This is a genomic window from Endozoicomonas sp. Mp262 (assembly GCF_025643335.1).
Taxonomy (GTDB): Bacteria; Pseudomonadota; Gammaproteobacteria; order Pseudomonadales; family Endozoicomonadaceae; genus Endonucleibacter.
In genome coordinates this window covers 3,384,761-3,398,756 of sequence record NZ_CP092489.1, presented here as the reverse complement: position 1 = coordinate 3,398,756, position 13,996 = coordinate 3,384,761, and the positions used below count along the sequence as shown (strand labels likewise).

Below are 13,996 nucleotides of genomic sequence, written 5' to 3'. Positions count from 1 at the left end.
GCAGTCACAGAAGCTCTCGCTCAGGCCCGAAGGGTGGCTCGTAAAGCAGCCATCCGACTGCGTTGGACTTGCTTGAAAGACGCCCGGTATTCCTGCACAAGTCCGCCTTGCGTATAGCTGCTTTACGAGCCACTGAACACGTCAAACATATTGAAATAATGTACTAGTGTCAGAGTGCGCTAATAACCCTACTGCCCAAGCTGAAAGGAGAATAGTTAATAGCGCATAGTATGGATAGCTATTCTCCCGGTATTGATAAAAGGCAGTTGGATACCAGCAGCCCCTTAAAGAGTGTGTCATAACCCGGGACGCAACTCCAACCGATTAATAGACAAACTTATGTTAACAACAACTAATCCTATATAATGCCATTAAAATGAGCAGATATACCGTTCCATAGGCCTATTCGAATGTTCGAGAATTTAACAGAACGCCTGTCACACACACTAAAAAGCGTGACAGGCAAAGCCAAGCTAACCGAAGACAACATTAAAGACACCCTGCGTGAAGTGCGCATGGCTTTACTGGAAGCCGATGTCGCCCTGCCCGTAGTCCGTGAGTTTGTCAACCGAATAAAAGAGCGCGCGGTTGGGCAGGAGGTTCAGGCCAGCCTGAACCCGGGCCAGGCCTTTGTCAAAATCGTTCAGAAAGAACTGATCGATGTGATGGGTGCCACCAATGATGAGCTAAATCTGGCCACCCAGCCACCTGCGATCATCCTGATGGCAGGTCTTCAGGGTGCCGGTAAAACCACATCTGTAGCCAAACTGGGTAAGTGGCTCAAAGAACGCCATAAAAAATCGGTGATGGTGGTCAGTGCTGACGTCTATCGTCCTGCGGCCATCAAACAGCTGGAAACCCTTGCCAGTGAAGTGGGGTTACATTTCTTCCCCTCTTCCACAGAACAAAAGCCGGTTGATATCGCTAATGCTGCCATACAGGAAGCCAAAATCAAGCATGCCGATGTGCTGATTGTGGATACCGCCGGTCGCCTTCATATCGATGAGGGTATGATGGATGAAATCAAGACCCTGCACAGTGCCATCACCCCCATAGAAACCCTGTTTGTGGTTGATGCCATGACAGGTCAGGATGCCGCTAACACCGCCAAAGCCTTCAATGAAGCCTTGCCGCTGACCGGTGTGGTTCTCACCAAGGCTGATGGTGATGCCCGGGGTGGTGCTGCCTTGTCTGTTCGTCATATTACCGGTAAGCCCATCAAATTTATTGGTGTTGGTGAGAAAACGGATGCCCTGGAGCCTTTCCATCCAGACCGGATAGCATCCCGAATCCTCGGTATGGGTGACGTGCTTTCCCTTATCGAAGAAGCTGAGATGAAGCTCGATAGGAAAAAAGCCGACAAGCTGGCCAGCAAACTGAAGAAAGGCAAAGGCTTTGACCTGGAAGACTTCCGTGACCAGCTTCAGCAAATGAAGAAAATGGGCGGGCTCAGCGGTGTCATGGACAAACTGCCGGGCATGACCGGCATGAGCCAGCAGGTGCAGGGCCAGATGGACAACAAAATCTTTGTCCAGATGGAAGCCATCATTAACTCCATGACCCCTAAAGAACGCGCCAATCCAGACATTATGAACGGCTCCCGTAAAAAAAGGATTGCAGCGGGTTCCGGCACCCAGATTCAGGACATTAACCGGCTCATCAAACAACACAAACAGATGAGCAAGATGATGAAGAAAGTCACCAAAAAAGGTGGCATGGCCAAACTGATGCGCGGTCTGGGTGGCATGAAAGGCCAACTTCCCGGTGGTATGGGAGGCATGGGTGGAATGATGCCTCCGGGAGGTGGCAAGAAGTTTCCTTTCTAAGGTTTCATTCTATTGTCAAAACGGCTAAGGGTGTTCTCAACTCCATTTGGGAATACCCACTGCTGAAAAAACACACCTCTACGCGTTTTTTCTTTTCAAGCTCTCCACTCGTCTTCTAATTGTACAAAATGGATTCTTGGCAAGGCTGAGCCGCAGATGTTCTGGCAAGCTTTCAACAGCTATCTCTTCAAAGGTTATCCACTGATAGATTTGTAACCAGGATAGAATCATTGCACCCAATCCATCAAAAAGAAACTTGGCATCTTGCAATCTACTCTCAAACTCCCCCTTCACCAACTTCTTCCATAACGTAACACTGATTTGATCCGGCAACACCCCAGGAGAAAAACAGATACAGTTATCTCTTTTATCAACATCAACGATACCCCAGTTTATTGGTATCACACTCCTGTATATAAATAATCTCAACATAAACCTGCTTGCCGAATATTCATCAAGGCTATCATCAATGAACATATATGAGCTGGGAAGCACAACAAATGGAATTTCGCTACCGCATGTTAATTCACACCTCCAAATCAAATTATTCAAATAACAATCAAGCGACTTCCCCAATCTCCACGAAGATTCCACTTTATATGACCGTGAAACGAGCAGCTCATTAGAAAATACCGGCGGAAAAGAAAAATACAGTAGGGTTAAAATCAGCCAGGCTCCAGCCTTCAAAGCATACCTCTGACTGATTATAAAAAGGCTAACCATAATCTATTACTCCTTACTCACAATGCGGATGACCGAAACCAGCGGCCTGGCCAGTTGTCATAGCCACCATTATTCCTTAGAATATGCGCCCTTTGTGGTCGGCCCTGGTCGACCCTCGTGTTGTACGGCTGATTTCAGCACCTCAACACATACAGTTGCCGGAAACCAACTACAGGAAAACCAGTCCATGGTAACAATTCGTCTGGCTCGCGGCGGTTCCAAAAAGCGCCCTTTCTACCATCTGACCGTTGCTGACAGCCGCAATGCTCGTGGTGGTCGTTTTATCGAGCGTGTAGGCTTCTTCAACCCACAAGCGCGTGGTCAGGAAGAGCGTCTGCGTGTTGATAACGAGCGTGTAGCACACTGGGTAGGCCTGGGCGCTGGCATGTCTGACCGCGTTGCCCAGCTTCTGAAAGAAGCCAAGGCCTGAGGTTTTTGATCCGGTGGCTCTTGCAATGAAAGAGAATACAGTTGAGAGCGCAACGAAGCGCATCACCCTGGGCAGTATCTCTGCTGTTTACGGTGTCAAGGGATGGGTCAAGATCTATTCCCATACCCATCCCATGGAAAATATTCTCAACTACAGACACTGGATTATAGACCACAACGGTCACACCGAGACCGTTGAAATTGATCAGGGTCGCCGTCATGGCAAGGGCCTGATCGCCCATATCGTCGGCTGTGATGATCGGGAAAAGGCTCGCAGTTATTGCAACAGCCAGATCGTGATCAGTGCCGATGAAATGCCCTCTATCGATGATGACGAAATCTACTGGCATCAGTTAGAAGGCCTGGATGTTTTCTCCCGCAATAGTGCCGGAGACAATATTCTGCTGGGCAAAGTCAGCCACCTGATGGAAACCGGAGCCAATGATGTTCTTGTTATCCGCCCTTCAAAGGGCAGCATGGATAAACGGGAGCGCCTGGTGCCCTGGCTAATTAATCAGGTTGTGCTGGAAGTAAACCCTGAGAAAGGGTTTATCCGGGTCGACTGGGATCCGGAGTTCTAGTGTCCATGGATTCTTCAAAAACCCAAAAGAACGCCATGAACACTGCATTATGGTTCGGTGTCATCAGCCTTTTTCCGGACATGTTCCGGGCTGTTACAGAGCACGGGATTACCGGGCGCGCTGTAAAAGAAGGACTGATTGGAGTGGATACCTGGAATCCCAGGGATTTTACCCATGACCGGCACCGAACTGTGGATGACCGACCTTATGGCGGTGGTCCCGGCATGTTGATGAAAATTCAACCTCTGCGTGATGCCATCCATGCAGCTAAAGCAGCTGCAGGGGCCGAGGCCAAAGTGATCTATCTTTCCCCCCAGGGACGCCTGCTTGATCAGCCGGGGGTAGAGAGTCTAGCCGCATCCAAGCGGTTGATCCTGGTCGCGGGGCGCTATGAAGGCATTGATGAGCGACTAATACAGTCCGAAGTCGACGAGGAATGGTCGATTGGTGACTATGTGTTAACCGGTGGCGAACTCGCTGCCATGACACTGATTGATGCAGTTTCACGCTTTGTACCGGGCACCCTTGGTCATAAGGATTCCGCTCAGGAAGATTCCTTTGCAGATGGTCTTCTTGACTGCCCCCACTTTACCCGGCCTGAAGTCTTTGAAGGACAGAAGGTACCGGAGGTACTGCTTTCTGGCCACCATGGGCTGATCAACAGCTGGCGGCTAAAACAGTCCCTGGGCAGAACCTGGTTGCGACGTCCTGATCTGCTGCAGGGCAGAACACTGTCCAACGAGGAAGAAACACTGCTGGCAGAGTTTATCCGGGAATATCACTCAAACCCGGTTTGAGTGACAGGATAGCTTGACACCATAGCAAAATTGCAGCACGGAGCTTATTAGTAAGCAGCCGACTGAGTGGAACAAATTGACTGACTGGGAGCAAAACCAATGAGCAAACACAAGATTATCCAGCAGCTCGAAAATGAGCAGATGGGCAAGGAAATCCCGGCTTTTGGCCCGGGTGACACCGTAGTTGTCCAAGTTAAAGTTAAAGAAGGCAACCGTGAGCGTCTGCAGGCGTTCGAAGGTGTTGTCATCGGTAAGCGTAACCGTGGACTGAACTCTTCCTTCACCGTTCGCAAGATCTCCAGCGGTGTTGGCGTTGAGCGTACTTTTCAGGCATACAGCCCGCTGATCGCCTCCATCAACGTTAAGCGTCGCGGTGACGTTCGTCAAGCCAAGCTATACTACCTGCGTGAGCGTAGCGGCAAGGCGGCACGTATCAAGGAAAAGCTCAACTAATAGCGGCCTTTTTCAGCAGCTATCTACTTGTTTTACTTTTCCGGCAACTGTTCCTGAAAGGGTTTTCCGGTCCTTTCAGACCAAAAAGCGACCCAGGTCGCTTTTTCTTTATCCTCTCTTACCCCTCTTCTCATCCTTACTCAAAGTCCTTCAGAAAACCCTCGTACAACAGCCCAGCCTGGAAGCCTGATAAATAAATCCGGTATTGAAACTTCTTCCCATAAATCCGGTCTACACTTACCCACTACAAGACGCTAACCGCAACCTGGGCTATGGACAAGCCAAGAGGAAAGATTATGCACCACAGCCTGCTAGTTATTGTGATGTTTCTCCTGATAGGTCACCCCTTCCGATTAGCCATTGGAGAGAGCCAGCCTGCTGAAGACCCGAAACTAACTCCTCAATTCACCAAGATCAAGAATGATGACCTGGGAGCCGCCAAGGAAGCCATACAGAAGCAATTAAGAAAGCTGGATCCAGATATTCCTATCGAAAGTATTGACATCACGCCTATTAACGGACTCTACTCAGTTAATATTAAAGGGGGTCGAACGCTATACGCCAGTCCGGACGGTCGCCATCTTATCCGTGGTGATATGCTAGAAATTGATGATGGAAAAATCATCAACCTGACCAGCAAGAGTCGCAATAAAAATATTGCCGAGCAACTGAGTAAAGTCCCTGTCAATGATATGATCGTTTTTTCGCCTAAAGGTGAAACAAAGGGGGTCGTCTATGCCTTTACCGATATTGAGTGCGGCTACTGCCGGAAATTACACCAGGAAATTGCCGAAATGAATGCGCTGGGTATTGAGTTAAGGTATCTGGCCTACCCGAGAGGAGGAAAGCAAGCCCCGTCCTATTCAAAAATGGTGTCAGTCTGGTGCGCTGAAGATAGAAAAATGGCGATATCAAACCTTTCAAACAGCGTCAATATCCCTGAAAAAACCTGCCCTAATAACCCTGTGGATACCCAGCTTGAACTGGGTGCAAAGCTGGGAGTATCCGGAACACCCGCTCTTTTTCTTGAAGATGGTCGCAGCATTCCCGGATACCGTCCAGCCAAAGATCTGGCAAAGATCATGAAAATCAGCCCACCTCTAACTGACATGAACAACACGCCGCCAAAAACACCAGACCAAGAACGAAACATTCCAATACCCAAACACATTCCAGAAAATAAAGTACAGGTTGCTCCGGCAGCTTAGTGGTTGTTGAAAATCAAGGCAGATAAACTTATTTATTTGCAGACGTCTCGATATGAGAATAAATATATGGCTATAATTCAGCCTCAGCACTAAAAATCATTAAAAAAACGTCTGTGGAGTAGCTTTTTGAAACCAGTCAATGTAGGTATCTGTGGGCTTGGTACAGTAGGTAGCGGGACCTTTAACGTGTTATCAAGAAATCACGATATGATTGCAGCACATACAGGTCGCCCTATTTCTATAGCTCATATCGGGGCCCGAAGTAATCCCTACTTATGCAACACCAGGGAAATAAAGTTCAGTGAAGATATTTTTCAGGTTGCATACGACCCCGATATTGACATCCTTGTTGAAAGCATCGGAGGCTGTGACACTGCCAGGGAACTTGTCTTAACAGCAATCGAACAGGGTAAGCATGTTGTAACGGCCAACAAGGCACTTATTGCGGAACATGGCAGCACTCTATTCACTGCGGCAAAAGAGAGGGGCGTGGTTATTGCCTACGAAGCTTCAGTGGGAGGAGGAATCCCAATCATAAAATGCCTCAGGGAAGGCTTGTCGGGGAATCGCATCAACTGGCTGGCGGGCATCATCAATGGCACAGGTAACTATATCCTGTCAGAAATGGGGGACAAAAACCGTTCATTCAATGAAGTGCTGGAAGAAGCACAGGCTCTTGGGTTTGCAGAAGCAGACCCAACACTGGACATTGAGGGGACAGATGCCTGCCACAAACTGACCATTATGGCATCCATTGCCTTTGGTATTCCGCTGCAATTCCACAAAGCCTACACTGAGGGTATCGGTAAAATCACTCCTACCGATATTCAGTATGCAGAAGAACTCGGGTATCGCATCAAACACTTGGGGATAGCTCGCCAACAGGCTAAAGGTATTGAGCTAAGAGTTAATCCCGCTCTTATTCCCGCTAACCAACCCATAGCCAATATCAACGGCGTATTAAATACTATTGTCGTAGATGCAGATGCCGTGGGTCAAACCATGTATACAGGAGCAGGAGCTGGCTCAGAACCTACCGCATCATCTGTTGTTGCAGATATTATTGATATTGCCCGTTCTTTATCATCAAACACACACCCTGTTTTCTCACTAGGCTGGTCCCCTGACATAACATATAGCTCCCCCTCCATACTCCCTATTAATGAAATTAAATCCGGTTATTATCTCCGCCTTCAGGCTGAAGACCATCCCGGAGTCATGAACGCCATTACTCATATTCTTAGTCTTAATAATATTAACATTAATGCTATGACCCAAAAGGCCAGTAGAAAGAATGAGGTCTATGCTGATATCGTTATCCTTACCCAACAAGTGCAGGAGTCTGTGATCAACAAAGCCATCAGGGACATTGAGCAATTATCAGATATAGCGTCACCCATTACCCGTATTCGCATAGAACCTATGGTTTAGCCCCATCAATCAATGCCTTGGTTCCCTTATGTAACCAGGGCATTGATGGCAATTTACCTGCCAGTTATCAAGCCAGGGGATTTATAAAAGATAGCCATTAAACAGCAGGCTCAGCAAATAAAAAAGGAAATACATTGAGATATATTAGTACCAGAGGAACAGATAGCGCAGACTACAGTTTTATGGAAGTTCTCCTGAAAGGAATGCCTGAGGATGGTGGTCTCTACGTTCCTAAAGAACTCCCCCGTTTTTCTCCAGAAAAAATCTCGTCCCTGAAGGGACTAGCTTATAACGATATTGCCTTTGAGATCATAAAACCTTTTACAGGCGATTGTATTCCAGACGAAGTACTTAAAGAAATCATCGGCAATAGTTATGGAACATTTGATCATTCTTGCGTAGCTCCACTTTACCCACTTTATAGTAATGTGTGGGTTTTAGAACTTTTCCACGGCCCAACATTGGCATTCAAGGATTTTGCCTTACAGATACTGGGCAGGTTGTTAGACTATGCCCTGGAGCAAGAGGGCAGGCGCGCCATTGTTCTTGGTGCTACATCAGGAGATACAGGGTCAGCTGCTATAGAAGGTTGTCGGCATAGCAAAAACCTGGACATTATCATTCTTCACCCCCATAAGCGCGTATCTGAAATTCAGCGGCGGCAGATGACAACAGTGCTTGCCAGCAATGTCCACAATTTTGCCATTGATGGCAATTTTGATGATTGTCAGGAGCTGGTAAAACAATGCTTGATAGACCAGTCCTTTTTACCAAAAAATATAAATCTTGTTGCCGTAAATTCTATTAACTGGGCCAGAATTATGGCACAAATCGTCTATTATTTTTATGCTTCTGTGCAACTGGGAGGATCTGAAAGGGAAATAGTTTTCTCTGTACCCACTGGCAATTTTGGCGACATCTATGCAGGCTATATTGCCAAACGCATGGGGCTACCTATCAGCAAGCTGGTTGTAGCTACAAATAAAAATGACATTTTACATCGTTTTTTTCAGAACAATGATTATAGTCGCAAAACCTTATACCAAACATTATCTCCCAGCATGGATATAATGGTATCCAGCAATTTTGAACGACTTCTGTTTGATGCCTACCAACAGGATGCCTCAGCAATAAAAGAACTCATGTCTCAATTTCATGACAGTAATAAACTCACTATAAAGAAGAGCATATGGTTAGAAATAAAACAATATTTTAGCAGTTATAGCGCTCAAGATAGTGACATTTGTGATACCATGAAAAAAACATATAATGAAACAAGCTATTTATTAGATCCCCATACTGCCACAGGTATTCATGCGCTTAAAAGCATGGACTCTCTACCATTAACACCTCAAGTTTCACTTGCCACGGCTCACCCAATAAAATTCCAACAAGCTATTGTAGATGCACAACTAACAGCCCCTAAACCACCTCAATCCATGCGGGAATTACTGACCAAACAAGAAAAATACAATATAATCCCAAAAAACCTGGATAATTTAAAAAAAATAATTATTACATTAACCTGACAATAAAAAGGTGTCATTATGGCACCTTTTATTATGCAAATACTTTCTTCATTCTATGATTTTTTTTGAAAATCCTTTACAAATACCTCTAAGGAATTAATATCATAATTTTCACAGTACCCTAAAATAATCTCAGGATAATTTCCATAGTTATCCACTTTTTGCCAATTCATTGCTAGATTAGCAATTGCATCAACATCACCTATCTCTAGCATTTCACCAACCTGCTTTACTATTTCACGCAAAGTTGATGGTTTAACACTATGATCAATGACTACTTTACCAGAGCAGGATGCTACCGTAGATTTCTCAATTAATTTAGCATCATAATCAAGATGCCCACATATTTTTACAATCAAGTCATCCAGGTCAAGTGGTTTTTCCAAATAATCACAAAAACCCGCTTCATCATACCCCTTAATACTATTACTATTTCCAAATCCTGTAATAGCAATAACCTTTTGATCAGATTTACCCGGTAATTTTCGTATAAGCTTAGTGGCTGACACCCCATCAAGCCCTGGCATTTTTACATCTATTAAGACAAGATCAAAGTTATACTTACGACACAAATTTAGTGCCTGACTACCATCAGCTGCCTGATAAACTTTAAACCCGGCACTCGAAAGAGTATTAACAGCCACCTCCCTGCTTGAAACACAGCTTTCAACGACTAACAAGGATATTTCTTCATCTAAATTACCAGATAACTGTTTACAACTATCAAATTTATAACCGGATGGCCCTTCATCAGTAGGAATCATACAAGGAAGGCTAAAACAAAAACAGCTCCCTTCACCCACCTTACTTTTAATATTTAATTCACCGCCCATGATTTTAACAAGATTATAACTAATTGCCAAACCTAAACCAGCTCCACCCTTCTTTCTGCCTGCCGCTAACTGGGAAAAAGAAACAAAAAGCTTATCCTTATCTTCATCATTGATACCAATACCTGAATCTTCCACAGAAAATTTTATAAAGCCATTATCATTTACAAGAGAAATAGACACAAAACCACTATCAGTAAACTTAACAGCATTAACAATAAGGTTAATTAAAATTTGACGTATTTTAAGCTTATCTCCAACGATATAAGCAGGCACATTATTATCAATATCCACTTGAAAGCTTAGACCTTTATTTCTAACCAAATTAATAACTATCAACCGCACCTCATCAATCACGGCAGTTAAATTAAATGGTTTCTTCTCAACCTGAACCTTGTCATTCTCTAACTTTGCCATATCCAAGACATTATTGATAAGTTTCAATAAATGCCTACCACACTCCTCCATGGATTTTACTTTGTTTTTATGAAATTCAGAAAGACTGCCATCATTAATCAAAATCTGTGAGTACCCTAAAACACCGTTCAAAGGCGTTTTTAATTCATGACTCATATTAGAAAGAAATAATGTTTTGGCCTTATCAGAATTTTCAGCATTTTCTTTCGCCTTAATCAGCTCACGCTCAATTAATTTCCTTTCAGAAATATCCCTTACTACAATTGAAACCAGATAACCATGCTCAGTGCTAATAACGCTACTGGAAATTTCAACAGGAAAAACACCTCCATTTTTTTTGAGTGCAAAACACTCATATCTTTCGAGATTATGATATTCAGACTTATTAGTAGCAAGAGTTTTAAGAAAAGAGAGAGAGGCCCGACTACTTTCAGGAAAAATAATATCAAATGGCATATTAATAAGTTCATCAGGCATAAATCCAAATAGCTCTGAGACTTTATTATTAATAAGACTAATAATGCCGCACTCATTAGAAATAACAACAGCATCAGGAGCTGATGCTAAAAGGGACTTAAACTTCTCAGTATCAACAACTCTTTCAGTGATATCATTAGCCATACCTTCAATAGCTTTTTGTTTTGTTTTTATCCCCGGCATCAAACATAGAAATAATTCTATACAACATATAGAACCATCAGAACGTTGCATCTTCGTTTCAAACGTATCGTGCCACTCACCCTCAAAAATATCATAAAGCTTGTTTTGAAAAGAGTTTTTAACTGACTCAGCTACCAGATAATTTTCAAACTTCCCCTCAAACTCAAAAACATCATATCCAAGAACAGACTTTATCGATGGACTAACATGAGTAATATATCCATCACAATCCAAATTAAAATAAAAATATCGACCATGAAGCTGGTTAGCAAGATGACTAATATTATTAACCCTTGCTTCGTATAGAGCTTTACTCCTATCATCAAGACAATTAGTAAGTGTATTAAAGCTATATCTTAAACTATCAACTTCATTTATCGACTCCTCAAAAAGCGCTTCTGGTTCAATCGCTTTCACATAAAGGTTTACATTTTTCTTCAGCCTCTTTATGGGATCAGCAATTCGCCCTGCAACAATCCATAAAGAAATAATGACTACCAGAACAGCAGAAATGCTAAGCATCAGGCACACTATAAATTGATCATATATAGGCTGCATTATTGTTTGTTCACGCATATAAGCTGTCAACATCCAGCCAGAAGACTTAATGGGAATGGCTGTACACCAAAGCTTCAACCCTCGAATAGAGAAGCGGAAATGTATTATCTCACCATAGCGACAAACATACTCTAATAAATCCAGAAATAAACTATTAGGAACATCACGATCTAAACGCTTTATTCTATTCTTTAAAATAAAACTAATTAAATTTTTATTCTCCAAGTCTTCATAGCTAAAAAAATCACTTGCCCCATCAATGGGTTCCATCTTTAAAACCTGATCAGCTAAAACCCTATAGTGCTTAGCTGACTTTCCTCTTGTAAAAATTGTTACACCCTTATCATCCCTCAGAGTAAAATATCGACTAAAGTTTACACGACTATCACCCTCTGGTTTTTTTTTTATTATACCTTTATATAAATCACCATAATTCAGTTCATTATGGGAACTCAGCTTATCTCCATCCACATCAATGTGAATAACATAATGATTATGTCCGGCAGATATAGGAATTAACAAACTTGAGTGAAACTCATTAATATTTTTTGGGTTCGGGTCAGTAACCCACTGCAAATATTTACTGTTACTTTCTACCAGCTGATCAACACTTCCACTTATAGCTGAGGATACATGGGTGCCATATACCTTTTCATGGATAGAATATCCATCATACGACCAGTACGATTGCTTTTTATTATCCCCGTTATAATGGACAATCCCGAAACCAAAGATCGTCTTATTATTTCTAATAAGCATATTTAAGGCACTCAAAATAACACCTTGAGAAATATTTTCATTTTCATTCCTGGTAACTTCTTGGATAAGTGAACGCCCAATCAACATTAGTTCTCTAATATTGGTATCTATAATCGCCCCGGTATATAGCGCTTCCTGTATATGACGGCTACGAACCTCTGTTGATACTGAGTAAAAAGAAAAGTAAAGGCAAACCAGGGTCATAAGTAAGTAAAAAAGAATCGCTGGCAACAATACAGCCAACATGATTTTTTGCCTTATAGAAGACAATGATACTGCAAACAGTGATAAAAGATACTTGACCACATTAAACCAAATATACTCAACAGTTATTAAATGATAAAAATCAGAATCAGTACTTAAGTACTAGAACCATAGTTATTTCTAGTATCATCCTGATAACGTGATGATTATAGTAAAAATTGAGTACATATTTTAGACTATTACCCCCTCAGTACATCACCTCGATGAATTTGAGAAATACAGTGAATCATAAAGCAGTTATAAATCATTGACCCCATATCAGTGAATTGCTACTCCTCGGACAAACCTTGAATCCCACTACTGCATTTCTTAGCCCATCATAAAGGGCTTCAGACCCTTGTAATTTAAGCTGAAAATATTTAGATGATGAAATATCTGGTACAACATATGACAAACCAGTAAAACAGCCTTCAGGTTGCTTCATTTTTACATCCAGCCACTCAAAGTATTGATGTTGTAACTCAGTACACTTTTTATTCTTAACCCAGTCCATTTCCAAAAAACGCATATGTTCTTTAGTTTTAACTATGACAATTTCACTTTCACCAGTAATTGCACATGTTTTATCAAATTTATCTTTAGTATATTTCACCTCTTCAAAGTGGTCAGCATCATCAATACGAACAACTACCAATAAAAAAGCATCATCCCTGGGTAAAAGGGCTGATGGCTCTTTCAATTTCAATACATCAACGTGTTGAGCCTCCTCTCCACACTGAATAAATAAGTGATTTTCACCATTCACAAACTGCTTCAACTGTTCAACGGATTCTATCTCTATTTCTAAATTGAAAAAATAAGTATGGTAGGCAGGCTTATCTGTTCCACTATCATCTTTTTTTAATAACCCAGTTTTATCCCGAGATGGAAAAACCTTGACCAACTTTAATTCTGCACATCCGTGCATTTCACCACAATTTTGACAAAAAAGTTTTTCAGCACCAAATCCTGTTTCTTCAGACAACTCTTTTAATCCCGACCAAGCTCTTTTTCGTATATTTTCTTTAGCCTCCTGACTTTTCAAGGTTGTTCCATCATAACAAACCTGACCATATTTAATATCAAAATAAACTTCCTCTCTCTCCATCTGCTCTTCAAACCATTTCTCAATAATTCCAACCTTTTTACTTCCAACTTTATCTTTTAAAATATCTTTATATTCCTTTTCATCACTATCAAATGAGTACCCTCCTGTAGTATTAAGCATTTCAAAAGGCTTTAGATCATCATATCCTCCATCTTCTTTTTTATGCTTACCGTCAGAAAATATACGACAATCACTTGTCACAAATAATGCATATTTTCTACCATCATCTTTCGTTTTGAATAAAACCCCCATACCTGCCGTATATTCGGAAATCGCCGCAAAAGAATAATTTGGAACAAATAACAAAAGCATCAAAAAATAAATTCCAAATCGTAAAAACAGGCTGCAAAAAAAATAATTAAAGAACAGCATCATCAAAATCCTCGTATTATACCCCCTTTACTGTTATTTTTTACGCGTACAACGAACCTAATCTCACATCAT

General features: G+C 42.3%; 11 protein-coding genes. 8 read left to right on the top strand and 3 right to left on the bottom strand.

Annotation, left to right across the window (positions count from 1 at the left end; genetic code table 11):
* Positions 1-410 precede the first annotated feature (410 nt).
* Entirely contained in the window at positions 411-1,826 is a 1,416-nt protein-coding gene (gene ffh, locus MJ595_RS14850) for a signal recognition particle protein (RefSeq protein WP_263078748.1), read from the top strand.
* A 78-nt stretch (positions 1,827-1,904) separates the two neighbouring features.
* Here the strand turns inward: ffh and MJ595_RS14845 are convergent, their stop codons facing one another.
* Positions 1,905-2,303 (bottom strand): hypothetical protein, encoded by a 399-nt coding sequence (locus MJ595_RS14845; protein ID WP_263078746.1) that lies wholly within the window; start codon positions 2,301-2,303, stop codon positions 1,905-1,907.
* A 433-nt stretch (positions 2,304-2,736) separates the two neighbouring features.
* Between MJ595_RS14845 and rpsP the strand changes: the two genes are divergently transcribed.
* The 7 genes from rpsP to thrC all read left to right on the top strand — a co-directional run bounded on the left by rpsP (position 2,737) and on the right by thrC (position 8,977).
* Positions 2,737-2,979 carry a 30S ribosomal protein S16 gene (gene rpsP, locus MJ595_RS14840; protein ID WP_263078745.1) on the top strand — a complete coding sequence of 81 codons (243 nt, stop codon included), beginning with the start codon at positions 2,737-2,739 and terminating at the stop codon, positions 2,977-2,979.
* Between the two features lie 25 nt (positions 2,980-3,004).
* Entirely contained in the window at positions 3,005-3,559 is a 555-nt protein-coding gene (gene rimM, locus MJ595_RS14835; RefSeq protein WP_263078744.1) for a ribosome maturation factor RimM, read from the top strand.
* Positions 3,560-3,564: 5 nt separating this feature from the next.
* On the top strand, positions 3,565-4,356 hold the full coding sequence (trmD, locus tag MJ595_RS14830; protein WP_263078743.1) for a tRNA (guanosine(37)-N1)-methyltransferase TrmD: 792 nt from the start codon (positions 3,565-3,567) through the stop codon (positions 4,354-4,356).
* 99 nt (positions 4,357-4,455) lie between these two features.
* Entirely contained in the window at positions 4,456-4,809 is a 354-nt protein-coding gene (gene rplS / locus MJ595_RS14825) for a 50S ribosomal protein L19 (RefSeq protein WP_263078741.1), read from the top strand.
* A gap of 272 nt (positions 4,810-5,081) precedes the next feature.
* On the top strand, positions 5,082-6,017 hold the full coding sequence (locus MJ595_RS14820; RefSeq protein ID WP_263078740.1) for a DsbC family protein: 936 nt from the start codon (positions 5,082-5,084) through the stop codon (positions 6,015-6,017).
* 126 nt (positions 6,018-6,143) lie between these two features.
* Complete coding sequence (locus tag MJ595_RS14815; protein ID WP_263078738.1) at positions 6,144-7,448, top strand: homoserine dehydrogenase; 1,305 nt, start codon at positions 6,144-6,146, stop codon at positions 7,446-7,448.
* Positions 7,449-7,582: 134 nt separating this feature from the next.
* Entirely contained in the window at positions 7,583-8,977 is a 1,395-nt protein-coding gene (thrC, locus tag MJ595_RS14810; RefSeq protein WP_263078736.1) for a threonine synthase, read from the top strand.
* 53 nt (positions 8,978-9,030) lie between these two features.
* Here the strand turns inward: thrC and MJ595_RS14805 are convergent, their stop codons facing one another.
* Together MJ595_RS14805 and MJ595_RS14800 are read right to left on the bottom strand one after the other, a co-directional pair.
* Positions 9,031-12,447: a PAS domain S-box protein gene (locus tag MJ595_RS14805; protein ID WP_263078735.1), complete on the bottom strand. Its 3,417-nt coding sequence runs from the start codon at positions 12,445-12,447 to the stop codon at positions 9,031-9,033.
* Positions 12,448-12,709: 262 nt separating this feature from the next.
* Positions 12,710-13,930 carry a hypothetical protein gene (locus MJ595_RS14800; RefSeq protein WP_263078733.1) on the bottom strand — a complete coding sequence of 407 codons (1,221 nt, stop codon included), beginning with the start codon at positions 13,928-13,930 and terminating at the stop codon, positions 12,710-12,712.
* Between the last annotated feature and the right edge of the window lie 66 nt (positions 13,931-13,996).

Excerpts from the sequence above, each read along its gene's own strand:
- ffh (WP_263078748.1), top strand. The coding sequence starts at position 411 with ATGTTCGAGAATTTAACAGAACGCCTGTCACACACACTAAAAAGCGTG.
- MJ595_RS14845 (WP_263078746.1), bottom strand. The coding sequence starts at position 2,303 with ATGTTCATTGATGATAGCCTTGATGAATATTCGGCAAGCAGGTTTATG.
- rpsP (WP_263078745.1), top strand. The coding sequence starts at position 2,737 with ATGGTAACAATTCGTCTGGCTCGCGGCGGTTCCAAAAAGCGCCCTTTC.
- rimM (WP_263078744.1), top strand. The coding sequence starts at position 3,005 with ATGAAAGAGAATACAGTTGAGAGCGCAACGAAGCGCATCACCCTGGGC.
- trmD (WP_263078743.1), top strand. The coding sequence starts at position 3,565 with ATGGATTCTTCAAAAACCCAAAAGAACGCCATGAACACTGCATTATGG.
- rplS (WP_263078741.1), top strand. The coding sequence starts at position 4,456 with ATGAGCAAACACAAGATTATCCAGCAGCTCGAAAATGAGCAGATGGGC.
- MJ595_RS14820 (WP_263078740.1), top strand. The coding sequence starts at position 5,082 with ATGGACAAGCCAAGAGGAAAGATTATGCACCACAGCCTGCTAGTTATT.
- MJ595_RS14805 (WP_263078735.1), bottom strand. The coding sequence starts at position 12,447 with ATGTTGGCTGTATTGTTGCCAGCGATTCTTTTTTACTTACTTATGACC.